This window comes from Paenibacillus sp. Soil766 (assembly GCF_001428105.1).
In the GTDB taxonomy this organism is placed as follows: domain Bacteria; phylum Bacillota; class Bacilli; order Paenibacillales; family NBRC-103111; genus Paenibacillus_E.
Genome location: NZ_LMSJ01000028.1, coordinates 70272 through 96167, shown reverse-complemented (window position 1 = coordinate 96167; position 25896 = coordinate 70272). Strand labels below are relative to the sequence as shown.

The window sequence follows — 25896 nt, the reverse complement described above, 5'->3', positions numbered from 1 at the left end:
CGGCTATTTGTCTCCAGATAAGTTTGAATCACAGTTTTACAAACAACAGAAACTGATTTCTTAGCTTTTTTTGTGTCCACTCTATTGACTCAGATACAGTAAGTCGATTTTTTCGACTTACTGGGCTTTCTTTGCTCTGTTTCACGTCAGTAAGTCGATTTTTTCGACTTACTGGGCTTCCTTTGCTCTGCTTCACGTCTGTAAGTCGATTTTTTCGACTTACRCGRCTWCCTTYGCTCTGCTYCACGTCTGTAAGTCGATTTTTTCGACTTACRCGRCTWCCTTYGCTCTGYTTCACGYYWGTAAGTCGATTTTTTCGACTTACACGGCTTCCTTTGCTCTGCTTCACGTCTGTAAGTCGATTTTTTCGACTTACACGGCTTCCTTCGCTCTGCTCCACGCGCATAAGTCGATTTTTTCGACTTACRCGACTCCCGAGTCCTTCAACTTACCCCTCTCACATGCAAGAACTGCAAAAAAGAGCCACCTCTCGGTGGCTCTAATCATTTCTATGCCCTATATGCCAATGACCCTCAGTTTCCCGGCCACCTCTTCGATTTCCAGGAAAAGCGGCCGCTCATTCGGCGTCTGATTCGGCGTGTGAACAGCCAACATCAAGCTTTCGTCGAATGCATGGAACAGCATCCCATGCCCGCCATCACTTTGAAAAAGAGCTTCCTCCTCCTGTACCCATGGACCCAGTACGGTTCCTGAGGCTGATGTAGCAACGCCTAAGGCGTAAGTATTATTAATGAAGCTTGCCCACAGCATGAGTAACGTTCCCTCGGCAGTGCGATACAGGGAAGGTCCGTCGGTCACATAATTGTCTTGCCCTGGGTAACGAGCATGCTGGAAGGCAGTCGGCCATGAGGCTAGAGAAGCGAAAAAAAGGACGATAGGCTCTCCGATTGTGCCCATTAGATCATCGGTCAATCTTACAGCACAAATCTGACCATCACTTACCTGCTGCCACTCACGGCAAAATACGATCCAAGGCAGACCATCCTCATCGATGAATAGTGTACCGTCTAGCGAGCACCAGTCTTTTGGCGTAACAGGACCATCACTATGAGGTGTAAAAGGCCCTAACAGACTATCACTTGCCAGGACAGCTGTACCAAGCAAGTTGTTGTCATTCCTGCGGAAGGTCGCGAACATATAATAGCGATCCTTATACCTGTGCACCTCAGGCGCCCAGAAATTGTTTTCTGCATAGAAGTCCGCATCTGGCCGAAAGACCGCGTATGGGCCTTCCCACTCCTGCAGGTCTCGTCCTACATACACATCAAAACCAGTCCCTTTGCCCCAAATATTCGTGTCCGTACTGCCAAACAGATAATACAGTCCCTCCTCGTTGACAGGAAAAATAAAGGGATCACGAATTTGTAAATCGCTATTTCTTACCATAGCCATATAATGAAACCTCCTTTAGCGATACGTTGGATAAATAACACCTATATCGCGCACACTAGTTAACTGCCCATGCAACAACTCTACTTGTTCATTACCTTTCACAACCAACGAAAACTCTTGGCCCTCATAACGAATTGTCCCCTCAATGGTACGAACGCTCATACCGATGATCACTTTCAGTTGTCCGCTGCGGTCTGTCACGGCCCTAGTCCCGAAAGGGATCTGCAAATAAGCTTCACCATTGCGATAGACCGTTCCACCTTCTCTCGTCGTGACGTATTCGAAGGTGACCCCGTCGACGATCCGACTGTAACCTGTCTCCGCAGCCATAACCTCCCCATGATCCTGCGGATACGGCAGCAGAGCAGTGAACCAAAGGTCCCCATCCGGCCTAGGTACGATTCCACACATCCGCTCAACGAAGTCTAGCAGGCACAAAATGGCCGGCGAATAGGACTCCGTATAGCCCTCTTTCCCTGTCCAAGGGCTTACCGTTTGGGCAAAACGCGTCATCTGCGCCAAAGCTGTAACAATGGGGTTCAACACCCAAGTCAGCTCCACATAGCGATGATGATGCTCAAATGCGTGCGGGGTACGGATCAAGCTCAAGAAATTCGACGTACCAGCCCAAGTGTTGTAGTTGGAGAACGGATCAAAGCGCGGATCGTCCATAGCAACGGATGTAAACGGATATTTCGCGAAAAACTTGCTAGTATTGAGCAAATACTTCCGCAGCGAAGCTGCGAAGAACTCCCCGTCGCCAACCTCACAGGCGAGCACACGCAACAAGACATCAGACTGAACGCGAACCCATTCGTCATTCCGATCTACATCATAGAAGAAGGAATCCGCTTCATCAAAGCAATGAACGAACAAACTGTCCAAGCTCTGTTTCGCCTTTACTCCCCATGATATCGCCGCCTGATCATCCCCGAGCTCCTGCGCCATACGCGATAAGTAGAGACGCTGACAATACACATTCGCCGTCAAATCCGGCGCTAAGAAAGGCAAGGTCGGTGAATCTGGGTTATACTGCCGAGCATCGTCCAGATGAGCCGAGTCCGGTACATGCCAGAATCGCGGAGACAAATCATGCCCTGTATCGAATGTACAAAATGCTTCTACACAGCCTGTTTGCCGTGTATCACGATACGTCGCAAGCCATTCGTCATGACGTACCATGGCCTCATACATTTTCCGCAAGAACGTTGGGTTGCGGTCATTCAACTCATAATGATTCCATACGCTTCTGGCAAGCGGGGTCACCATTTGAATCTGCCGATAGGCGGGGCCGTTCTCCGTCACTTTATAGGGCAGTTGACCGTCTTCTTTCTGGTAATCTGCGAATAGCTCGAAGGTATCCTTCGACACCTGCGGCAGGAAACGCGACAACAATTCATTGTTGATTGTCCCCGTGCTTTCCATCCAGCAGCCCAGATAAATGCCGCCCTCTTGCAGCACAGGTGTATCTCCCATCGTAGGTACGATGCAATCGAACAGCTTGCTCAACCCATTGTAATACGTCTCCTCCAAACGCCCGCCTGTTGAAGCAAACTTCACACCAGCATCCAGCCACTCTTGTAGCACATCATGATCTGTTGCTTTTTTCAGTTCACCTAACTGCGCCTCCACGGAAATCCCACGAAGTCGATTTATCATGTTCTCACTCATACGATTTGCTCCCCTTTTTAAAAGAAATAGACTGCCTTAGGCAGCCCACTCTGTTATCCTTTCACGCTGCCCATGACAAGGCCTTTCATGAAATATTTCTGTAAGAATGGATAAAAGATCAAAATCGGCAATGCCGCTAAGAATACTTGCGCCGCCTTAAAAGTACGATCGGATACCTCTGACATGTATAACTCCGTTGACGAAAGCGTACTAGAGTCAGGATTGACAATAATCGTTTGCAAATAGCTCTGCAGTGGATAGTTCGAAGGTGAATTCATGTAAATTAAACCGTCGAACCACGAATTCCAATGCATAACCACGGTAAATAATGTGATCGTTGCCAAAGCAGGCTTGGACAATGGAATGTACATGCTCCATAGGACCTTCCAATGACCCGCTCCATCAATATAAGCAGCTTCTTCAATTTCCTTGGGCAAATTACGGAAAAAGTTCAATAGTAAAATCATATTGAATACGTGAACAGCTCCAGGAAGGACTAGTGCCCAAATGGTGTCAAGCAAACCGAGTGCTTTCATCGTCATATAACTAGGAATTAATCCGCCATGGAAAAGCATCGTGATGATAAAGAACCATGCGTATACATTTCTTGCACGAAGCGTCGTCGTTTCTTTGGAAAGCGGATAGGCAATTAATATGGTAATTACCATATTAATACCATAACCGAGCACCACTCTTTGAATGGAAACAAGTAAGCCTTCAAGAAATTCCTTTTTCGTTAAAGCATGTTTATATGAAGCAATCGTGAAATCCACGGGCCAAAGCTTGACGAACCCCCCTGCCGCAGCGCTGCTAGAGCTGAAAGAGATAGCAAGCACGTTAATAAGCGGCAATAGACATAGGAATGCGATCAAACCAAGTAATATATAGTTAACTAACAGAAATACTTTTCTGCTCGTTGTCACTTTCTGCATAACCTTTCCCCCTCGCCTTAAAATATCCGATAACCCGTATACCGATTGGCAAGCTTATTCGAAATCACAATTAAAATGAAAGCAATAACGGATTTAAACAATCCTACCGCCGTCGCTACGCCATATTGCGCATCTACTAAGCCGATCCGGTAAACCATCGTATCAATAATATCTCCTGTGCTGTACACCATCGGACTGTACAGATTGAACACCTGATCAAACCCAGCGTTCAATACATTTCCTAAGCTTAATACAGTCATCAGTGTGACAATAGGCAGCATGCCGGGAATTGTAACATGGAGTGTTTGCTTCCAACGATTAGCTCCATCCACAACCGCAGCTTCATATAAAGACTGATCTATTGCCGTCAGGGCGGCTAAGTAAACGATCGTACTATATCCGAATTCCTTCCACGTGTCGGATGCGACAAGGGTAAATGGAAACCAGTTTTCGTTGCCAAGGAAAAAAATAGGTTCGATGCCAATAAGGCCAAGCATCTGATTCACAATGCCGCCTGAAGGCGAGAGAATATCAATTAATATGCCTCCCAGGATGACCCAGGAAAGAAAATAAGGAAAATAAATAATCGTTTGGATCGTACGTTTGAATGCCGTGCTTATGACCTCATTTAATAGAAGAGCAAATATGACAGGCACAATTAAGTGAACAATGATCTTCATGACAGCAATGAAAACCGTATTCCATACTACACCCGAAAAATTGGGCATCTCCAACATATAGCGAAAATTATCAAGTCCGATCCATTTGGAATGGAAAATCCCTTTGGACGGTACAAATTTTTGAAAAGCAATGACAATCCCTGCAATCGGGACATAGCTAAAGATAATCGTAAGAATAACACCGGGTAATAGCATAAGATGCAAAGGGATTTCCTGCCGTTTTTTATTCATATCCGTTTGTACTCCTCTCCGTTTGGATACATGGACAAATAACGAAGAGGAAAGCAGTGTACGACCGCTTCCCCCTAAGCTCCAATCTCGTATAAGCCGTCAACTTCTTATTTACTTTTTGCGTACCATTCGTTGACTTCCTTCGCAATCTGTTCTCCGCCAAGCTTCTTCCAGTCTTCCACGAATTTATCAAATGTATCGATGGATTGGCCCATAATGATCTTCGTAAATACTTCCTCTTCCAGCTTCAGAAGCGATGCATTCTTCTCAACCATCGTAGGTGTCGCTGCACCATAGAAAGCATCCAACATATAGTTATCGTCTTTCACGTACTTGCTGATCACGTCGAAGCTGCTCGGCGTACCGAATACGCGCTCCGTACCCCAATTCGCATTGTTTCCTTTACGGTAGTCGACAATTTTGTCGTAGTAGCCCTTCTCTTCCGTCGTCAGTTTGGACGGATCGTTCGAAGCAATCGCACTGAGCGTATTGTTATGTGCGCTCAAGTTTTTATTCGCAGGCTCTGGATTCATTAGGCTATAGAGATAAACAGGGACATTCGTTGGGCTGAAGCTCATCTCTGGCTTCGGTTTCTTACTCTCGTCATAGCCATCCATCGCGAAGTTGAGAAGCTTGATAATCGCTTCTGGATTCTTGCTCTTCTTGCTCACTGCATAATAACGTTGAATCGGCATTTTACCGATTGGTGTCGCCTTTTTATCGTCAACAGACACTAGCGGGATCGCTTTCCAATCTGCCTTCGGATCGTTATCAATGTTCTTCTGGATGATCGACAATGGTGCAGACATACTGCCGTAGAAGATACCTACTTTGCCGCCTACAACAGATTCAGTCACCTTAGCTCGGTCTTTAACACCGAATTCTTTATCGAGCAAACCTTGTGCATACATATCTTGAAGCTGCTTCAACGCCGTTTTCACTTCCGGTTGAATACTTCCATAGACCAGTTGTTTACCGGCTGCATCCTTCACCCATTTACCCGCATAAGCATGAAAGCCGGAGAAGAAGCCCGTTGTTCCGAAATGTGTATCCGCTAAAAAGGACTTCGTGAATGCCATCCCGAAGGTATCATCTTTGCCGTTGCCGTCTGGATCCTTCTTCGTGAATGCCTCAGCAACCGCGAGAACTTCCTTCATGGACTTCGGCTCAGTGAGACCAAGCTTAGTTAACCAATCCGCCCGTACATACAGTAGCGGTAAACCATCGATGGCCGACGATGTCTGTGGAATCGCCATCAGCTTGCCGCCAATTTTAGCTGTATCGAATGCCTTCTGATCCTGCTGTAGAATACTTTTCGCCATCGGCGAAGCATACTTGTCATACAGCTCTGTCAAGTCATACAGCATATCATTATCAGCCAAATCTGTGAGTTGCTTGTTTTTAAGCCACATGACATCCGGCAGATCCCCTGCTGCAATTGCTACATTCAGCTTTTGATCAAATTGCTCGACAGGCACGGTCCATTGATACTTCAGGTTGATGTTTAGGTCATTTTGATATGCTTTGGTATAAATATTATTCTCGATTGTGTCGCCATTTTCATACTTATAAGTTGCTTCTGTAAAGCGCCATGCCGTAATATCCACTGGTTTCTCATACTTCGCCATCAAGTTCGCGTTAGGCGCAGCAGAACCATTAGGTGTCGCCGTTGCATTGCTATCTTTCGATCCCTCTGAACTGCAAGCTGAGAGCACCAATAGTCCTGCCGCCGAGAGAATAACCGCCGTTTTCGCTTTATCTCTTTGTCTCATGTGAACCTCCCCGAATGATCTAAATATACTAGAGTTGCTACATCTCTAATGGTAATGCGCAATCAATCGGCATTCAATATTCATGTCTTTACATTTGAATCACTTGTTTACTTGTTGAATATCGAGGTCCGATACTCCAGCGGAGTCATATGCGTGATCTTCCGAAAATATCTCGTAAAGTTCGTCGCGGTTCCATAACCGACTTGCTCAGCCACCTCTTGTATTTTTATATTCGGATTCTCCAGAAGACTCTTGGCTCTTATCATACGGGTCGAAGAAATATAATCGGATAAATTGCTTCCTGTTACCTGTTTAAATAGTCGTGACAAATAAGACGGATTGAAATACACTAATTCCGCTAATTTCACCAGCGAAACCTCATCTGGGTTATGAAGGTTATCCTTAATATGCTTTTGAATCAAGGAAATAATCGCATTCGCCCTTCGTTCTTCCTCTTGATTCTGTAGATTGAACAGAATATCTTCCACTCGGGCTAGATACTCAAAAGCCATGCTCCAAGACTCATGCTCCCCTGGTTGCATGAGCTTATGCAGACCGATTTTGGTCGCAACCATCTCCACCAAATTCCAACGATTCATATAGGATAAGAAGACCAAGCCAATGGAATAATAAAGTTCTTGCGCAGGGACATCATGCATGCTGTCGATCACCTTCAGCGAATCGGCACAGGCAAGTAGCGTCTTGCTGAACTCCATCCGTTGCCCATGCTCTAATTGATCAGCGAGCTGCTCCAATTTGGCATGGCGGATCTGCGACTTCTCCCGATGGCTGCCGTCCGACTGTTGAAGCTCTTGCTCCACCATTTGCTTGTCCAGCAGCAGCATACCGCTGCCCTGACCAATGCGATAATTCATCAACATCGTTAGTGTGGCGAACCTTTCTGCTGCACCGGCCCACGGCACCGTGCTGTCATCAAGGACAAACGATAATAACTCACCGACAGACTCCCGACAGGCAGCTTGCACCAACTCCAGATTCCCCTTTACGAATGTCAGCGTTCGTTCCCATCCCTCATTATTCAAGTTATCCCCAAGTGGCTGAATCAGCCAAATCAGATCCATATGCTCATTCACCACATCGACAAAAGACACATGCGAAGACAAGTATTGCTCAGCAATCAGCTTGATCCTGTAAAGCTGACGGGACTTTTCCGAATATGTCGTCCGATTGGATAAGCTGTTAATTCTTCCGAGCATGATGAGAATAGGCCGATCAGCTTGGAGAGGTATGGCCAATTCATCAAATTGTTCTTGATGAATCTCTCTCACGTCAAGCTGTTCATTCAGAATCCGCTTCACATATTCGTTCTGAAGCATCCCGCGCATGTTATCCAATTGCTCTTGGGCTATTTTCAGCAAGGACTGCGCTCTCAGCTCTGTTTCAATCTCAGCCACCGCATGCTCCACCATCTGAATGACTTTCTCGTATCCTTCGGTCTTCAGTAAATAACTTACCTTCTCATACTGAATAGCAGAGTAAATATAGTTAAATTCGTTGTATCCCGTGAGAAAAATGACCCTGCATTGCGGCCATCTCTCGCGAATTTTCTCCAGGAGCTGCAAGCCATCCAGTCCTGGCATACGAATATCAGTGAGCACGATATCGAAGCGTGTTCGATCGAATTGCCGAACGGCTTCCATGCCAGAATAAGCTTTATACACATCCAACTCCAGCTGCGGGATGGTCTGAAGCACTTCATATAAGCCGTCTGCAATAATCATTTCATCGTCTACAACCAGCACTCTGTACATTTAAACGCCTCCGTTCGTGTGATCAATCACAATCGTTGCCTTCATACCGCCCCATTCACTACGCTCCACTAACAATCCACTTGTATCGCCAAATTTCAAGCGAATTCGTTGGTGAATATTCAGAATCCCCGTCATCTCCAACCCTTCTTGATTGGATAATGCCTCCTTAAGCGAAGCAATTCGCTCTCCATCCAGCTCCTCGCCATTATCCTCAACGATCATCTGTATCTCATTCCCCACCTTGAGGATACGAACCCGTAAAATGCCTTTCTCAGGCTTCCGTTCTAGACCGTGTTCGAATGCATTCTCAATGATCGGCTGTAATATTAACCTCGGCACCATGACGTGTCCGATATGTTCAGGCAACTCATCGAATTCAACCCGAAGCCGATTCGAAAACCGCATCGTTTGAATTTCGGCATATACTTTGGCATGATTAACTTCTTTCCAGAGCGGTACCTCATCTGAGCTATTCCGAGTGACGAATTGAAAATATTCACCCAACTGATTCGTAAATTGTTCGAGATTCTCGTAATCACCAAGGCGTGCCATCGTACTTAGAATAAACAGGTTATTATAAAGAAAATGCGGGTTAATCTGCGATTGCAACTGCTTTAATTCCGCTTTCTGAGTTAAAATTTGCTGTTTATACACCTGATCAATTAAGGATTTCAAATTCCCTAACATCACATTGAACCGCTTGTAAATGTACTGGAACTCATCATTAATCGCATGTTCAATTCGAACATCGAAATCGCCATGCTCGATTTTCCGGAACGCTTTGACAAGCTTATCCAGCGGTTTATGAATATATTTATATACATATAAAGAGTAAATAACGATAATAACGAGGGCTACGGCTGCTAATAATAGAAACCAGTTTCTATACTTCTCGAGCGGTTGAAACACTGCGTTTTCGGGTACATATTTGCTCAACACAGCGCCAAAAAAGTCAGATGAGGTGTATACAGCCAAATAATGCTTGTCGTTGATAACAAGCTTCTGTGCATTGCCAATATTCGCATTATTGGACATATGTGCAGAGATTTCCTTATCGAATGCCGCATCATGACTTGTTGTGATAACAAACTGTGAGCTATTGAAAATCAATCCCTCATCAGGGGAGTTAATCATTAATTTCAAATGCTCCTCCAGTTTTTCCTTCGAGAGCTCTATGGCCACAATGAATAGCGGACCTCTTTTACTGCTAGGAGTAGAGAAAGGATACACAGCGCTTAGATACATTCTGCCGTCCACATTCATTACCTGCGAATCCAGCGACAAGGGAATATTCCTCAACCTTTCAAATTCTTGTTGATTAAAAGTGGAAATCGTCAGGGCAGAAACGTTTTTTTGAATAGCTGGTATGTAAGCGTACACATCTTTGATATACGTTGAACTGTTGCGAATCGCATTAAGCCGCTGTTGAAGTCGTAGAATACTTTGCATTTTCTCAATATCATTCAACGAATCTGGAATTGCTCCTAGTGCATTCAAATTATCATCGCTTAACACATCGTACTGTAACGTTTGAATGCGTCTGAACTCCTCCTCCAACCCGCTGAAATACCCCGATACCAGTGAAATCATGGACTTGGATATTTCGTCCTGCAGCGTACGAATCCCCCAATTATAAATAATCATACTGAGGATATAAAGCGGTAACAGAATACAAATAAATGAAAGAATCAACCTTCTGAGGGCATTTTTCTTCCAAGGATGCCTCGTTAGATTTAGATTCATAGTAGCCCCCCTTTTATGGAAAAATTATCCACATACATATTTCATTCGGATCCTATGTAAGATTACCCGAAAGTTAGTTTAGTAGCAATACTAACATGAACCGGTGTCTCCACCAAATTAGTCTTCCATCTATCAAGAAAAGACACCTTCTCTTCCGATGAGAAGGTGTCTTTTTTATTTAATATCCGCAGCTGGCTCGACCAATCGATGACGATACCATTGTTCCCCATTGAAGCGCCAAAGGAATATAAGCCCACGAACGCCCCATTCAATATTCATCGCTAACCATACACCGATGATGCCCATATGAAACATAATGCCAAGCACATAGCCCAGAACGACCCGGAACAACCACATGGACAGCATCGAAGTCACGGATGTGAATTTGGAATCCCCCGCAGCTCGAAGCGCTGCGGGCAAAAGGAAGCTGATCGGCCAGAGTGGGACTTGTGCAATCGCATTGATCAACACGATGATGAAAAGCTCTCGTATAATATCATCCGGCGGATGAAATAAGCTGACAAGCGGCTTGAACAACGGAAGAAGGATCAGTGCCGAGAGGAAGAGCGTTAACGATGCAAGCCAGAGAAACGATTTGGCGAATTTGCGTGCGTCTTTCACATTTTGCGCCCCCATACATTGTCCAATCACAGTTACCGTTGTTAGTGATAACGCGGCAGCCGGAATCTGTAACACACCTGCGAGTGTACCGCCAATCGCATTCGTCGCCATGGCATGCGTGCCAAGACTCACGATAAACACTTGTGTGACAATTTTACCGCCATTAAAGAACATCTGTTCCGCCGCAAACGGAAGCCCGATAAATAAAATTTTCTTCATCATCGCCAAATTAACATGTAATAAATCGTACAATCGTATTTGGAAATTCGTATCTAATTTCACCATATACAGGACGGCTACGAATGCCGCCAGAAATCTGGACACATTCACAGCGATGATCAACCCGTGTACGCCCATATGTAAGAAATGGATACAGATCACATTCAAAAGAACATACGATAGATTCATGATTAACGAGAGTTTCAACGAAGTGCGGGACTTTCCGATCCCTCTCAATGCGCCGCAAACAGCCTCTACAATGGCTATCCCCACATAAGATACGCTGCTCCCTATCAGATAGGTCTTGGCATAAGCGAACACTTCCGGAGAAGCTGTCCCAAACAGCAGCGTTAAAACAGGCGTATGAAACACAATCATTAACAAACTAATACCTAGTGCGAATGCCGACACCAAGGAAATGGAGCTAGTCGCAGCTTTGGCAACCATGCCGTCATTACCGCTGCCCTTATACTGGGCGACCACCACCGTTCCACCTGTCGAGACGGCTACGAATACACTAATCAGAAATATATGGAGTGAATCAATCATACTTACTGCGCTTACTGCGGCAACACCTGACGAACTAATCATGGCAATGTTCACCAAGTTAAGCCCAACAAGGAATGTCTGATCAATGAGAATCGGTATATATAAACCAATAATCTGTTGATAATCCATCACTTTACCAGAGAAATGCTTATGTATCCAAGCTTTTCGCCTCAAGCTAAAGGCCGTTCCCATCACATCATCTTCTTTTTCGTTTTTTTTCATGCTGAATGACTTCAGTGAGCGTTAGCCTGCCTGCTCTTCTATCGGTGATTCACACATGTCAAGGGGGAGACGAAGTGTAATCCGCGTTCCCATTTGATATCCACTCTCAAATAAAAATTGTGATTCATTACCGTAATACATCTTCATTCGCGCGACGACATTTCGCAATCCGAAGAGGTCCTTCTCTTTTTTGATATCTGTAGAAATACCATCAATCGCTAATGTAGATGCCTCTTCTAATTTACCACAAATATAATCCAGCCTGTCCTTGCTGACGCCAACACCATTGTCGCATACTTCCAAGATAAGTTGACCGTTATCCAAATAGGATGAAATGGCAAGTTCCCCACCGCTGCTTTGTTTCTCTAAACCGTGCAGCACGGCATTTTCCACCAATGGCTGCAGGAGGAGCTTGAGCACATGATAATGTGCACTTTCCTCAGCAATGTCGAAACGCACCGTGAAATGATCCAGGAATCGCAGTTGCTGCACTTTAATATAATACTTCAAATGTTCAATCGTTTCCTTAACAGTAAAGGTCTCGTTTCCTTTATTCAAGCTTAAACGGAAAAATTTCGACAGATTCAACACCATTTCACTAATCTCATCGGCCTCATAGTTTTTGGCTGTCCAATAAATGGAATCCAATGTGTTGTAGAGGAAATGCGGATTAATTTGAGATTGCAAAAATTTCAGTTCCATTTTGGACAATAAAAGCTGCTTCTCGTAGTGATCCCGGATCAGTGTTTTCTGATTCTCAGCCATCCGGTTAAAGGATTCAATCACATAGCCTAATTCATCTACCCGGGTATCTTCAAGTTGGATGGTAAAATTACCTGTGCGGAGCTGCTTCATCCCATAAGCTAACTTACGCAGCGGCGCAGATATACCTCGATAAATAATCCAAGAAGTCCAAATCGCCAAGACCAAACTGACGACTAGAATTCCATAAGAAAAAATCTTCAATGAGTCGGTATGACTCCGGATTTCCCATAAAGGCTGCTCCATCATAAGCGACCACCCAGATAACTTCGATTTCACGCTGATCGTTACCATTTCCGTCCCTGTTTGAGGCGATTTGCGAATCGTCCTTACCTTGTCAACCTTCTCCCAAACTTGAGAATTCACACTTCCACCTGTGCCAGTGATCGATCTTCCATCATTGTCGAATAAATAAATATTCGCGTTTTTGGAAGGCAGCAGCGGTTTCGCAAGTTCGATAAGAGCGCTCTTTTTTACAGATAAAACAAGCAAATTCGGATTCATCAACGTGCGGTTATACGGATCCATCGTTCGAATCAGATGCACGCTGTCTGCATCGAAGTAGGATTCACCAACCTGAGGTGTAAAAAAAATCGTTCCCCCATTAGCCTCCATTAAATGCTGATACCATTCTTGATTCTCAGCCCCGGCTGGGAGCTTCCCTCCACCGAATTTGGTAGAAATGACCGTACGCGAAGGCATATGGATAATCGTAATTTGGTCCACAATGAGATTGACCGTTGTCATACTCGTTATCTGATCCATGACTTGAGCAAAGTGAACGAACGACTGCTTTTCCGGCTCTTGACCGACAGACTGCAGCGTCGCGTTGACATTCGTATCGAACGCGATCAAGGAGGACAGTTGTTCAATATTTTGCAAGGTAAGGTCGAGATAATCCGTCATTGTATGCAGTGCACCCTGTGTTCTTTCCCCAGTCTGCACTTCCAGAATCACTTGCGACTTGGCTATGGCAAACAGGCTAAATCCAGCTAGCGGGAGCAGAATGAGTAGAAAATACCAGGTTAGCCGTACTTGGATATAACTGGCTAGTAATTTACGAATTTTGGATAAGAACTCTTTGATCATTTGTTGGTTTCTCGCCACCATTCATTCACTTCCCCAGTAATTTCATCACCGCCGGCTTCCTTCCACTTTTTCACAAACGCGTCGAACTCTTCTATGGGGCTTAAGCCCGCAATAATTCGCGTAAAGGTATCCTCTTGCAGCTTAGACAGCTTAATTTGATGCTTACCCAAAGCTGGTGTTGGAGGCCCATTGAATCGGTCAACCATCAAATTTTGTTCGATCCGTTGGATGTTATCATAGAGGCGGAACTGTGTACCAAGGGCCTCCAGCCGATCTCGTGTAACATTCGGATCTGCCATATCCGCCAACGCACCATAGATACCACGATAGCCGTGCTTCGAATGTTCATCAAAGCGAATGGATAATTTCCCGTTGATTCTCGTCCAGATTTCGTTCTCAAAGCCGAGTTTTAAGCTAGTTTGTCCTGGACCTGCGACGAAATCCAAGAACTTAACGACAGCCTCAGCCTTGTCGCTCTTGTTTGGAATAACATTATAGGAGCGGACGTTAGACGTGCTATAAACGCCATGTTTCCCGTTCGGACCGATTGGGAAATCCAGTGGAATCCATTCTGCTTTCGGATCGATTTTACGGTTTGCTGCAATATGCGAGCGAGTATCTGACCATGCTGCTGAAAATAGACCGACACGCCCGCTCACAATTTTTTCACCTAGAACATCAATTTTATTCAATGGGAATTCGGGGTCTAGTACGCCATCGTCATACAAGCCCCGTAGATACAGAAGCGCATCTTTCATTTCCGGGAGGATCCCCGAGTAAACCAATTTCCCATCCCGTTCATACCACGCTTTCATTTGTACACCAAATGCACCTAGAAATGGCGATGTTCTGCGAAGCCGCTCCAAAATCGATAATCCATAGGTATCTTTTTTCCCATTCCCATCTGGATCTCTCTCAGCAAATGCCTTCATCACCGCCGTATACTCCTCGATTGTCTTAGGCGGCTGCAGCCCAAGCTTATCCAGCCAATCCTTCCTGGCGTAGATGATTTCGGTTCCTTTCACCTCGTTCAAACTCGGGATTGCATAGATTTTGCCATCAACGGTGACATTATCCCAAGCCTCTTTGGGGATTTTGGCTTTTAAATTCGCCCCGTATTTCTCAATATACGCATTCAAAGGCGTCAGCGCCTTTTGATTTACGAAATGGATAAACCAAGATGGATCACTTGTATTCAGCAAATCCGGGGGCTCGCCAGACGCCATAATGACGTTTAGCTTTTCATCGTAGCCATTGAGTGGTGGAAGCGTCACATTGACCTGAACACCAATGTTTTTCTCAATATAGCTCAGATAAGGATTATGATTCTCATCCATTCCCTCCGGGAAATTCATACCTAGGCTGTTCGCGACGATTCGGATAGCAGGTTCGCTTGCTGTACCCACCTTATTCTCTTCCTTCAAGTTCAAATGCGGAATGCCGCAGCCAGCAGTTGAACAACAAGCGAGCATGACTAGAATAGCTGCCCTCATTCTTTTCATCATTCGAGTATTTTCATGAGAACGGGAGTGAGCCCGTCCGCCATGCGCATAAAACCGAGATCAGTCGGATGCACACCATCGACGGTGCATTCGTGCGCATCTTCCCCTAGTAAAGTTGAACCATCGTAAAAGTAAATGTTGGCATCGCCATTTTCTCGCAGTTGCTCGACCGTGCTCAGCTGGACTCGTTTCCGGTCTTCCTTTTCTAACCGCAACGCCTCGTTATACCTTTCCTTCGCATAAGTAATACATGAAATCACGAGGATTGGCGTATGTGGATGTTTATTTCGATAGATACGAATGAATTCAGGCAATGTCGTTTGCAGGCTTTCCGTGGATACGCAATTTGCCTCATAATCCAAGACGAGACAGGCAGGATCCGGTATTTCTGCTAAAATGTGTGCAAGCTCAGGCTCTCCTTTGCCATTACCCGAGAAACCTAAATTCAGAAATTCCCTATTTATTCGCCTTGATAGGATATTGGGATAGGCCATACCTGGCCGAGTCGCACAACCTCCCTGCGTGATTGAAGTACCGTACATGATGATCTTATCGCTGTTATCGTAGGCTGGTGGAGAAGCGATTTGTGCAGATGGATCCAAACCGATCCACACCTCTTGAACGCCTTGATACAGCGGAAAATTCAAAGTAATGCTTCTATTTATACGATCCATATCCGTAAACATAACGCTTTCATATTCGGTTTGTTTCGAGTCATACCGAGTCGTACTGCAATAGAACTGTTCACCAGGTTCTCCGATGTAACAATCGAATCCGCATTGACCTGTTGCTGGCATGTGATACATATTCGCAGCGCTGAATAGCTTCACCTTAATGGATAGGGAAACCGCATTCGTTATAAACCGAATTTGCCCGCCAGCCGTACAGTTTGCCAAGTTATCCACTGCCTCGGGCAGTATCCATGTAGGATTTTCTGGAAGCCTGCGGTACAACTGCTGCTCCCTCTGCCATCCAAAACCTGCTAAATAAAAGGGTTGCTCCAAAGGTGAGTACCATTTAAATAGTTGGTCATCGGGTTGCGGAATTCTCATATTCGAATCCAATTTCAAGACGTCACCTGATTGATGTTGATTATTCATTATGAATATCTCCCCTAATTCCGATTTGGCATCCACACACTGTGATCTTGTTAGGTATTCAATCTTCGCCCTCGCTTGTACAATCCCTTTTTTTTCACGGTTAATGGGTTATTAAAGTACCAAAAGAAGTCATGGTCCTCCGCTGTGGCTATTTACCAGCTGTAATACAATAGGGATAACCTGTGAATGCCTGAAGGCGAATTGGTTAAAGGAGGGACAATCATCGTTGGTGAACACGACAAGCAATCCCCATACGCACAACCATCAGGCTAATATCGTCGTGATCGGCGGTGGAACCGGCGGATGCGCTGCCGCTCTCGCCGCTGCCAAATCAGGAAAAAAAGTAATCATGACCGAGGAAACCGACTGGATCGGCGGACAATTAACAAGCCAAGCCGTTCCGCCAGATGAACACCCATGGATCGAACAATTTGGCTGCACAAGCAGCTATCGACAGTTCCGTGAAGGTGTGCGTGACTATTATCGTCGTCATTTCCCACTCACCTCAGAGGCGCGTTCTCGAATAGGGCTGAATCCTGGTAATGGCGGTGTTTCACGGTTATGCCATGAGCCGCGGGCTGCGTTAGCCGTCCTGCAAGATATGCTCGCTCCTTACATCAACAGCGGGCGCTTGCAGATTCTAATTCGCCATCGCCTAGAATCCGTATCCATGGACGGCGATAATGTCCGTTCCGTCACAGTTCGCAACATGACGAGCGGCAATAGCGTGACGCTGCATGCTTCATATTTCCTTGACGCCACCGAGTGTGGCGATGCTCTGCCACTTGCAGGTGCGGAGTATGTGACAGGTGCTGAGTCTAAAAGTCAGACTGGCGAGCCGAATGCCGTTGATGGCGATGCACTACCGCAAGACATGCAAGGATTCACGTACTGCTTCGCCATGGATTACATGGAAGGTGAAGATCACACCATTGCGCGCCCTGAACGCTATGACTTCTGGAAGGCATACAAAGCGGATTTCTGGCCTGATCGGTTGCTCAGCTGGTCCGGTGTTCGTCCGAGCACGCTGGAGCATGTCTCTTATGAGCTGTTTGAAGGCACAGACAAGTACTCCTTATTCTTCTATCGGCGCATTATTGATAGCCGGAACTTCGAGGAAGGCTTTTATCCTAGCGACATTACGTTGGTCAATTGGCCACAGAATGACTACTGGCTAGGCTCTTTAATTGATGTCAGCGCAGAGGAAAGAGAGCAACACCTATGGGATGCGAAACAGCTCAGCTTGTCCCTGCTCTATTGGCTCCAAACGGAAGCACCTAGGCCTGACGGCGGTCAAGGTTACCCTGGTCTTCGGCTGCGTCCAGATATCGTCGGAACAGATGACGGGTTGGCTATGTATCCGTACATACGAGAGTCGCGCAGGATCAAGGCGGAGTTTACCGTCCTGGAGCAACATGTGAGCACAGCGTGCCGTCCTGACGGGAAAGCTGAGCAGTTCCATGATTCCGTTGGCATCGGCTGTTACCGCATAGACCTCCATCCGAGTACTGGTAATCGTCATTATATAGATATCTCTTCTCTACCCTTCCAGATTCCATTAGGCAGCTTGATTCCGATTCGATTGAACAATTTGCTGCCAGCTTGCAAAAATCTTGGTGTAACCCACATCACCAACGGATGTTACCGACTTCATCCCGTCGAGTGGAACATTGGCGAAGCGGTCGGTTTTCTCGCAAGCCGCTGCATTGATCGCGGCATCTTGCCTAGGGAAGTCCGCAACGAGGCTTCTGAGTTGCGCATTTTCCAGCGTATGCTTGAAAGCTACGGCATTGAGCTGGCTTGGCCTGCGATTCGTCCCGTATAACGTTAATCCATCTAATGAAGAGGAGCATGTACATGAGTAAAATACGTATTGGTGTTATTGGCGCAGGTTCCATATCCGAAATGCATTTGAAATCGTATCATACGAATCCGGATGCTGAACTCTATGCCATCTGTGACTTGAACGAAGAACGCACGAAAGCAAAGGCTGAAAAATACGGCATCCAACATATCTATACGAACTATGAGGATTTGCTAGCCAATGATGCCATAGATGCAATTAGCGTTTGTACATGGAACAATAGCCATGCCCTAATATCCATTGCCGCCTTGGAGGCTGGTAAAAACGTACTCACCGAAAAGCCGCTATGTACATCGGTGAAAGAGGCGTTAGAAGTCGAAGATGCGGTTCGTCGTACTGGCAAAACGCTGCAAGTCGGTTTCGTTCGCCGCTACGCTTCGAATACCCGCATCATCAAATCGTTCCTCGATAACAACGAGCTCGGCGACATTTACTATGCGAAGGCATCGTGCATTCGTCGTTTGGGCAACCCAGGCGGCTGGTTCTCCGATGTGGATCGTTCGGGCGGCGGCCCTCTGATCGACGTAGGCGTACACGTGATTGACCTTTGCTGGTACTTGATGGGACGTCCGAAAGTCAAATCCATTTCTGGTAATACCTACAAAAAACTTGGTAATCGTGCCAATGTGAAGAACCTGGCTTTTTACAAAGCTGCCGATTATGACCCCACGCATAATACGGTCGAAGATTTAGCCAATGCCTTGATTCGATTTGAGAACGGCGCTTCCATTCTTGTTGATGTTAGCTTTACACTGCATGCGAAGGAAGACGAATTGACCGTGAAGCTGTATGGGGAAAAAGGCGGTGCAGAATTAGAGCCTCAGTTATCCATCATTACGGAAAAATACGATACCATTCTGAACCTCACGCCGCAGATTAATAACCTATCCTTCGATTTTGTTGCCGGCTTTCAGGATGAAATCAATTACTTCATCGAAGTCTGTCAAGGTAAAAAGATGACTCTATCACCTGTACAAGACGGAGTTGAGATGATGAAAATACTTTGCGGAGTCTATGAATCTAGCGAAAAAGGTGAAGAAATCCGCTTCTAAGGAAGGAACGTGAATCCAGTTGAAAAAGTTGAAATGGTTAATCATCCCGTTGTTGATTACATTACTCGCTTCCACTTGGTCCATAACCGCATCTGCGGCATCTAGTCCAACCGACTTCATTGAAGTAGAAGCGGCTCCCGTCGATATCACCATCGATATTGAGGGTCCGCGCAAGCAAATTAATGCCGTTGACACGGATATGAGTCGAATCACCGATTATGTCGCTTTATTCACCACGGAATTTGCAACATCCATAACCGTTGGCACCACCTCTGTCGGTGTTGTCGTCGATGCGACAAATCATGTGACTCGCGTTGTCAATCCATCCGTTAACGGCGGTGTACCCGTATGGACAGGACCTACTCAGCTTAACATTCCACAAGGCGGCTTCATTCTTGTCGCGAACGATGACAGCTGGGCGAACAAAACTTTCAAACAGTATCTGGCGAAAAATTTCAAGGTTGGCGACCTCATTAAGCTGCGTAAAAATGGTGAAGTTATCCCTGTCACCGCACTCATGACGGGTCAAGGACTTCAAGCGCGTCTTAAGCTGGACAATGACGATTGGTTTACAGTAACCGCCCCGAAAACGACGGTTTCCGGTAAGCTGGAAAACTTGGAATCTGGCGTCACGTATGCAATTCGCATCAACCAACTCACCGTTGCCTTACAGGCTAACGGTACCTTCCAAAGCGAGGTCAACCTCACAGAGGGTGTGAATTACCTGGATGTCGTTGCCTCTAAGAACGGCGTAGAGAATGATCAGAAAACACTTGTTGTGTTTTATAAAAAACAAACCAGTGCTGCCAAGGAAGTCGTCCTCTGGGTCGACCAAGGCACCAATATTTTCAAACTGCAAACGCCTGATAATATCCGTGATATGCTGACCAAGGCAAAAGATGCTGGCGTGACCGCTGTTGCGCTTGATGTCAAAGGCGTCGAAGGCTTCGCCAACTATAAGAAGAACGATTTGACGAATCGGCCGCACATCTCACAAATGACAGCACCGACGCGCGCGGGTGCCAATCCGAATCTGGATATGTTGGAAGAGTTTATCAAGTACGGGCATCAGCTTGGTATCAAAATCCACGCAGCCTTCAACGTTTTTGCTGAAGGCTCGCCTGCACACAACGAGTATGGACTGCTGAACCAGCATCTGGACTGGGAAGAGCGTGTGTATCGGCCCGAGGATAACGGTCAAATTTTGCGTCTGCGTGAGAGCAAATACTATACATCGGGCAAGTCCCTCGTTGCTTTTGTTAACCCGGCCAACGATGATGTAAGAGCTTTTGAGTTGAAAAACTTGGAAGAAGTGATTAAGAACTACGATGTAGATGGCGTTGTTCTGGATCGTACCCGCTATGACAACGAAACGGCCGACTTCAGCCCGTTGACGCGTGCGAAGTTCGAAGCATTTCTTGCTGCTCGGGGGAAGCAGTTGACGAATTGGCCAGCCGATGTTTTCAGCTATGTGAACAACGTACGCCAAGAGGGTCCGCTTATCAATGACTGGTGGGAGTTCCGCTCGCAAACGATCAAAACATTTACTGATGATGTCCGTTCACTAACCGATCGTTACTCGCTATTGAAAGGTCATAAGGTCTATTCCTCTGCCTATGTGGGTTCATGGTTCGAGTCTTATTACTTGAACGGCGTCCATTGGGGCAGCCCGAATTTCAAGTATGACAGCCGTTTACAATTACCGAATGACAGTCTATACACAGACTCTTATGCGCAAACTGGTTACGCAGGCAACATCGATTTCCTAATGATTGGTACGTATCAAACGACACAAAAGGAAATCGAACATCATATTACCTTAGGTAATATCGTAACTAACGGGGAAGTCCCGATGTACGCTAGTATCGCTTTAGCGAACATCCAAGACCCTCCGTTGCAGCGTTCCGTGTTCCAAGCTGGCTTGTCGCAATCGAATGGACTCATGCTCTTCGATCTATCACAAGTCAACTGGTCTGTCGTGAAGGCATCGCTCCATAACGTGGAATATGTGAAGGATTATCAAATTGGCTCAAGCATACCAGGAAGTCCTGAGTCGTTCCTTGAAGCGGATCTCTTCAATGTGAGCCGGAACGAGAATAATCTCAACATTTATTCCAATGACTTCGGCCAAACAACGGCCACTAGCACATTCGGTGTGGAAGCGATCGTGGACAGCACCGGCAAAGTCACGAAAGTCGTTAACCAGCAGCAGGCGCTTACCTGGAACTGGACTAATATGTCGCCGAATAACAGTCTGATTCCACAAGGCGGCTTCGTGATCTCAGCGCTGGATGCTTCTGGCGTGCGAACGAGAAGACAGTTGGTCGCAAGAACCTTCAAGGTTGGCGATGACGTACGTTCGGCTGTGCTGCGCGGATATTTGGATTATGCGAATATGAGCACAGCACTGCGTAATCTGGAGATCAAGGGCAATGTTGAAGTGCTCGGACCGGGGGCAGCTCGTGTTCTTCTAAATGGTGTACCCGCCGTGGTGTCCACTAACGGAGACTTTATTGGAAATGTGGAGCTCGCAATCGGCGTTAATAATTTGCAGGTTTCCGTCTATGTAGATGATCGAAAGACAAATGAAAAAACGATAAACATCACACGTACAGCCCCAACGCTAACAGGCATTGCACTTGATTCTGCTGCGTATCGTCTTGTAGTAGGTGATACACATGCCACGGTTACGACCGCCGTCTACTCAGATCAATCGAGCGCCGTTGTAGCTGGAGCTACGTTCAGCTCCAGTAATCCATCTGTAGCAACTGTTGCCGCAGATGGTAACGTAACTGCCTTGAAAGCAGGTGCTGCGGAAATTACGGCTACCTACGAGGGACAAACCGCTAAGTCTGTCGTAACTGTCGTGGATGTGGCAAGTCTCAGCTTCGACGAGAACAAGCACAGTCTTGTCCAAGGTGAAACTTACCTAGCACCGCTTAAAGCAACTTACTCCGATGGCGTAGTTGGCTACATCAACCAAGGAGTGACCTACAGCTCTTCACACGATAAAGTAGCGTCTATTGCAGCTGACGGCATCATCACAGCTGTGAAGCCCGGGTCTGCCACAATCCAAGCATTCTACCTTGGCAAGCAGGCTGACATCAAGATTAAAGTGTTCAATAGCCATAAAGACAAAGCTGAAGATCTAGAGTAACACCAAAAAAGCCCCGTCTCCTTCCACATTGGAAGTAGACGAGGCTTTTCTATTTCAACCATTTACGGCAATTGCAACCACTGGTACGGCGTCTTCGCAGCCTCCATGCCGACATCTAGAATCGTAGCAATGACTATCGTTTCCAATTGGGAAACCGGTGGCTGGCCCGACTCGAAAAACCCAACCAAATTCTCGATAAACGCTCCGAAGAAATCGGACTCGATCTTTAGAAATGACGCAGACCCTCCATCATAATAAAGGGCCATACTAAACGGACATTCCCAGCCATATTGATGAAACACGGCTTGTCTACCATCCCCATACCCAATTAACAGCGCTGGGGTTCGGTCTGTCCCTACCCACATCACACGCCTCACATCCGTCCCCATCAAAGAGACGATAGGCTCGACCTGATGAATGGCATAGTTGGCAAACAGTCCGGGCCCTAAGCTGATAACGGACTCAATCCCCGTCTTCTCAATACCGGCATACTCCGCTGCAAACCGCAGCGCAGAAGTCGAGTACATGGGAGTTCGGTGCTTCTCGGCGAGTTCAAACATCCGTAACGCAGCTGCGCGATCTGGAGCAAACGTTTTATCAATATACGTTGGCTTGCCCGACTGCAACGCCAACTGTGCAAGCTCTTCATGATACTCAGGGTGATCAGGCGAAAGAACGACCAAATAATCGCTCTGCTCCACAACTTTCTCAATGGAATCCAGCAGCTGAATCCCTTTCTTCCGGCTCCATTCCGCATTACTAAGCTTCCCATCCAGATTCGTTTTCCCATAAGCATACGAAACCTGCATACGTCCTTTAGAAGCCTTATCGATCCACCCTGGGTACTTCTCCGCATGCCATTCATCTAGAAAATAATCGATAAACCCGATCTTCTTCATGTCCATCTCCACTCCCTCACGTAATTAAAACCCCCACGGCATCACCGCAGGGGATTTCGCTTCTACTTCTTGTTTGCTGCATACCATTCATTAGCAGCTTTGGTCATTTCTTCCCCGCCATCTGCTTTCCATTGCGCTACGAACTTGTCATAGTTTTCAAGTGATTCTGCACCCGTGATGTATTTCAAGAATGTATCTTCCATCAGCTTTTGCAGCTTTAAGTTGTATTTACCAATTGCTTCAAGCGGTGGTGCAAAAGCAAGCGGATCCAGAACAATGTTGCCTTTGGCTGCTTCTTGAATTTTATTGAAGGAATCCGTTAAGATCGGATCTTTGCGAACACGCGCCTGCCAGTACGTCGGATAATTTTTCTCATCCACACCTGTTAAGAACGTGGAAGCATTGTTGTATTCATCATTAAATTTCGGCAGTATAGGGAAGTAATTGCCATTTTCCAACTTATGATGTACCCCTTCTTTACCAATCGCTGCTTCTTTGAAAATATCTTTATCCAACTTCAGATCCAAGTATTTAATAATGTCTTCCTTGTTATCCGCCCACTTCGGTATGCCTACGTAGAAGCTGATTCCTGCGCTGCCCATGACTTGGACTTTGCCATCATCTCCTTTGAAGTAAGGGAAGCTTCCGATTTTGGCATTTGGCGAATTTTTCAATAGGGCATTTTGCACAGTTGGCGCGTTAAAATAAGCATTTGAAATGATCGCTGCTTTACCACTAGTGAAATTCTCGATAACTTTGTTCGCTTGGTTCAGTGACCATTCTTGATCGATCAGTTTCTCTGCATACAGCTTTTTCATGAATTCCAAATATTTCTTCATATTCGGATTCTCAACTGAATTCACCAATTTACCATTGACATCCTGCCAACCGGTCGTAGCAGTACCCTGAACCATCGGAATGCCGAAAGTTGGCAGCACCTCAGGCAACAGTGGACTTTTCCCGCCAGATAAACCGATGACATTTTTCTTTTCTTTTAACGTTTTCAAAACCGTATATAATTCATCACGTGTTGTAGGTGCTTTTAAGCCAAGTTCATCCATCCAATCCTGACGGACGATTAGCTGTGTATTCACAATTGTCCCTGATCCCGTTTGCGGTATGCCGAAAATTTTACCATTCAGCTTCGCACCATTCCAGGAGGTTTGTGAAATCACATTCTTCATATTCGTACCATATTTGTTGACCAGCTCATCGATTGGCTCCAAGGCACCAGAGGCAGCAAGCTTAGAATATTGCGGTCCGCTTAGCAACATGTAGGCATATTTCTCTTTGTTCGCCATCAGTAAATTGAGCTTATCATCCGGATTTTCAACTGGCAGCATATCGTAGGTCACCTTATAGCCTGTTTTTTCATTCAGGAACTTGGCAACGACTTCGGTATTCGGATCAAATCGCGCATATTGCAGCAGCGCTTTGAACTCCGGTTTTGGTTTATTGGCTTCTACGGTTGCAACAGGAGCTGTAGATGCAGCTGGTGTTGTAGAACTGCTAGTGGTCTGACTGGTTCCACCACAAGCTGTAATCGCCGCTGTCATCGCTGTGATGGACATGAGAACTAACATTTTTTTTACCATGTAAGAGCCTCCCTATTTTCCCCTTTGAGTATGGATACTGCCATATACCAACGATCACGGAACCTTTGTAGAGCCGGCCCACCACCACCTTTCATGATTTGCCTGTGACTTCATCCCTTAACAGAGCCTACAAGTACGCCTTTCACAAAATATTTCTGTAAAAATGGATACACACATACGATCGGAAGTGTAGCTAGAATGATCGAGGCAGCCTGAATCGACTGCGGTGATACGTTCAACGAAGCATCGACATTCGTCCGCATGAATGTATCTGTGGAAGAAACGAACAATTCCTTCAAGTATAGTTGCAAAGGCTTCAAATCGGCGGAGTTAATATAGATAAGTGAAGTAAAATAATCGTTCCAAAACGTAACGGCATAAAACAAGGCAATCGTCGCAAGTACAGGCATGGAGAGCGGTAGTATAATTCGCGCAAATATCCGCATGTTGCTAGCTCCATCCATTTTGGCAGATTCTTCAAGGCTGTCAGGCAGGCTTTCGAAGTAGCTTTTGACAATGAGCATATTGTAAACATTAATCATGTATGGCAGGAAGAGAACCGGCAGCTTATCAATGAGATGAAGCTTGTGCATGAGCAGATACGTCGGGATCAAACCACCGCTGAACAGCATCGTAAATAAATACATGAGGATGAACAACTTACGTCCCCTTAGTCTTGGTTTGGAGAGTGGATAGGCGGCAAGTGTGGTCATGAACAACGCAATGAGCGATCCAACAACGGTCACCGTTATGGAGATCATAAATGCACTTAGAAACATGGCGTTGCTAGCCACATATGTATAGGTCCCTACTTGAAAATCAATTGGATATAGACTCACCATTCCCGAAACAACAGCCGCCTCACTACTTAGTGATTTGGCAATGAGGTTAATAAACGGGAAAATAGTAGATAAACCCAAAAGAATAAAGAAGAGGTGATTAGCCACAGTAAAAATTTTCTCGCCGAGCGATAACGGGATAGCTGAGGACTTACTGCCCGACCTAGGTTGTAAACTGCTTTTCATATTCATCTCAGATCCTCCTTATGCTT

At 45.9% G+C, this 25896-nt stretch carries 17 protein-coding genes; 3 read left to right on the top strand and 14 right to left on the bottom strand.

What is annotated here, in order from left to right:
* Positions 1-516: 516 nt before the first annotated feature.
* From ASG89_RS21870 to ASG89_RS21820, 11 genes are all read right to left on the bottom strand, one after another.
* The gene (locus ASG89_RS21870; RefSeq protein WP_057313202.1) at positions 517-1407 is read right to left on the bottom strand and encodes a glycoside hydrolase family 43 protein; all 891 of its coding nucleotides are present in this window, start codon (positions 1405-1407) and stop codon (positions 517-519) included.
* 21 nt (positions 1408-1428) lie between these two features.
* A complete protein-coding gene (locus ASG89_RS21865) occupies positions 1429-3084 on the bottom strand; it encodes an MGH1-like glycoside hydrolase domain-containing protein (RefSeq protein WP_057313190.1) in 1656 nt (551 codons plus the stop codon).
* Positions 3085-3137: 53 nt separating this feature from the next.
* Complete coding sequence (locus ASG89_RS21860; protein WP_057313189.1) at positions 3138-4016, bottom strand: carbohydrate ABC transporter permease; 879 nt, start codon at positions 4014-4016, stop codon at positions 3138-3140.
* A 17-nt stretch (positions 4017-4033) separates the two neighbouring features.
* On the bottom strand, positions 4034-4927 hold the full coding sequence (locus tag ASG89_RS21855; RefSeq protein WP_057313188.1) for an ABC transporter permease: 894 nt from the start codon (positions 4925-4927) through the stop codon (positions 4034-4036).
* 107 nt (positions 4928-5034) lie between these two features.
* The gene (locus tag ASG89_RS21850) at positions 5035-6699 is read right to left on the bottom strand and encodes an extracellular solute-binding protein (RefSeq protein WP_057313187.1); all 1665 of its coding nucleotides are present in this window, start codon (positions 6697-6699) and stop codon (positions 5035-5037) included.
* A 107-nt stretch (positions 6700-6806) separates the two neighbouring features.
* Positions 6807-8471, bottom strand: a complete 1665-nt coding sequence (locus ASG89_RS21845; RefSeq protein WP_057313186.1) for a response regulator transcription factor — start codon at positions 8469-8471, stop codon at positions 6807-6809.
* Positions 8472-10214, bottom strand: coding sequence for a sensor histidine kinase (locus ASG89_RS21840; protein ID WP_057313185.1), 1743 nt, complete (start codon positions 10212-10214; stop codon positions 8472-8474).
* Positions 10215-10388: 174 nt separating this feature from the next.
* Complete coding sequence (locus ASG89_RS21835) at positions 10389-11825, bottom strand: MATE family efflux transporter (RefSeq protein ID WP_414813281.1); 1437 nt, start codon at positions 11823-11825, stop codon at positions 10389-10391.
* 21 nt (positions 11826-11846) lie between these two features.
* Positions 11847-13697 carry a sensor histidine kinase gene (locus tag ASG89_RS21830; RefSeq protein WP_082593497.1) on the bottom strand — a complete coding sequence of 617 codons (1851 nt, stop codon included), beginning with the start codon at positions 13695-13697 and terminating at the stop codon, positions 11847-11849.
* Entirely contained in the window at positions 13673-15181 is a 1509-nt protein-coding gene (locus tag ASG89_RS21825; protein ID WP_057313184.1) for an extracellular solute-binding protein, read from the bottom strand. The genes ASG89_RS21830 and ASG89_RS21825 overlap by 25 nt, the downstream gene beginning before the upstream one ends.
* Complete coding sequence (locus ASG89_RS21820; protein ID WP_057313183.1) at positions 15178-16278, bottom strand: SGNH/GDSL hydrolase family protein; 1101 nt, start codon at positions 16276-16278, stop codon at positions 15178-15180. Before ASG89_RS21820 ends, ASG89_RS21825 begins: the two co-directional genes overlap by 4 nt.
* Positions 16279-16507: 229 nt before the next feature.
* Between ASG89_RS21820 and ASG89_RS21815 the strand changes: the two genes are divergently transcribed.
* From ASG89_RS21815 to ASG89_RS21805, 3 genes are read left to right on the top strand one after another with little or no spacing between them, the layout of a single operon-like run.
* Positions 16508-18103, top strand: a complete 1596-nt coding sequence (locus ASG89_RS21815) for an FAD-dependent oxidoreductase (RefSeq protein ID WP_057313199.1) — start codon at positions 16508-16510, stop codon at positions 18101-18103.
* 32 nt (positions 18104-18135) lie between these two features.
* On the top strand, positions 18136-19194 hold the full coding sequence (locus ASG89_RS21810) for a Gfo/Idh/MocA family protein (RefSeq protein WP_057313182.1): 1059 nt from the start codon (positions 18136-18138) through the stop codon (positions 19192-19194).
* Positions 19195-19213: 19 nt separating this feature from the next.
* Positions 19214-22351 (top strand): Ig-like domain-containing protein, encoded by a 3138-nt coding sequence (locus ASG89_RS21805; protein ID WP_057313181.1) that lies wholly within the window; start codon positions 19214-19216, stop codon positions 22349-22351.
* 62 nt (positions 22352-22413) lie between these two features.
* Here ASG89_RS21805 and ASG89_RS21800 read toward each other — a convergent pair whose 3' ends face one another.
* The 3 genes from ASG89_RS21800 to ASG89_RS21790 form a co-directional block, all read right to left on the bottom strand.
* Entirely contained in the window at positions 22414-23250 is an 837-nt protein-coding gene (locus ASG89_RS21800) for a Gfo/Idh/MocA family oxidoreductase (RefSeq protein WP_057313198.1), read from the bottom strand.
* Positions 23251-23312: 62 nt separating this feature from the next.
* Complete coding sequence (locus tag ASG89_RS21795) at positions 23313-24845, bottom strand: extracellular solute-binding protein (protein WP_057313180.1); 1533 nt, start codon at positions 24843-24845, stop codon at positions 23313-23315.
* Positions 24846-24955: 110 nt separating this feature from the next.
* The gene (locus ASG89_RS21790) at positions 24956-25876 is read right to left on the bottom strand and encodes a carbohydrate ABC transporter permease (protein WP_057313179.1); all 921 of its coding nucleotides are present in this window, start codon (positions 25874-25876) and stop codon (positions 24956-24958) included.
* Positions 25877-25896 lie beyond the last annotated feature (20 nt).

Excerpts from the sequence above, each read along its gene's own strand:
- ASG89_RS21840 (WP_057313185.1), bottom strand. The coding sequence starts at position 10,214 with ATGAATCTAAATCTAACGAGGCATCCTTGGAAGAAAAATGCCCTCAGA.
- ASG89_RS21810 (WP_057313182.1), top strand. The coding sequence starts at position 18,136 with ATGAGTAAAATACGTATTGGTGTTATTGGCGCAGGTTCCATATCCGAA.
- ASG89_RS21825 (WP_057313184.1), bottom strand. The coding sequence starts at position 15,181 with ATGATGAAAAGAATGAGGGCAGCTATTCTAGTCATGCTCGCTTGTTGT.
- ASG89_RS21835 (WP_414813281.1), bottom strand. The coding sequence starts at position 11,825 with ATGAAAAAAAACGAAAAAGAAGATGATGTGATGGGAACGGCCTTTAGC.
- ASG89_RS21830 (WP_082593497.1), bottom strand. The coding sequence starts at position 13,697 with ATGGTGGCGAGAAACCAACAAATGATCAAAGAGTTCTTATCCAAAATT.
- ASG89_RS21860 (WP_057313189.1), bottom strand. The coding sequence starts at position 4,016 with ATGCAGAAAGTGACAACGAGCAGAAAAGTATTTCTGTTAGTTAACTAT.
- ASG89_RS21855 (WP_057313188.1), bottom strand. The coding sequence starts at position 4,927 with ATGAATAAAAAACGGCAGGAAATCCCTTTGCATCTTATGCTATTACCC.
- ASG89_RS21865 (WP_057313190.1), bottom strand. The coding sequence starts at position 3,084 with ATGAGTGAGAACATGATAAATCGACTTCGTGGGATTTCCGTGGAGGCG.
- ASG89_RS21790 (WP_057313179.1), bottom strand. The coding sequence starts at position 25,876 with ATGAATATGAAAAGCAGTTTACAACCTAGGTCGGGCAGTAAGTCCTCA.
- ASG89_RS21795 (WP_057313180.1), bottom strand. The coding sequence starts at position 24,845 with ATGGTAAAAAAAATGTTAGTTCTCATGTCCATCACAGCGATGACAGCG.
- ASG89_RS21850 (WP_057313187.1), bottom strand. The coding sequence starts at position 6,699 with ATGAGACAAAGAGATAAAGCGAAAACGGCGGTTATTCTCTCGGCGGCA.
- ASG89_RS21845 (WP_057313186.1), bottom strand. The coding sequence starts at position 8,471 with ATGTACAGAGTGCTGGTTGTAGACGATGAAATGATTATTGCAGACGGC.
- ASG89_RS21870 (WP_057313202.1), bottom strand. The coding sequence starts at position 1,407 with ATGGTAAGAAATAGCGATTTACAAATTCGTGATCCCTTTATTTTTCCT.
- ASG89_RS21820 (WP_057313183.1), bottom strand. The coding sequence starts at position 16,278 with ATGAATAATCAACATCAATCAGGTGACGTCTTGAAATTGGATTCGAAT.
- ASG89_RS21800 (WP_057313198.1), bottom strand. The coding sequence starts at position 23,250 with ATGAAGAAGATCGGGTTTATCGATTATTTTCTAGATGAATGGCATGCG.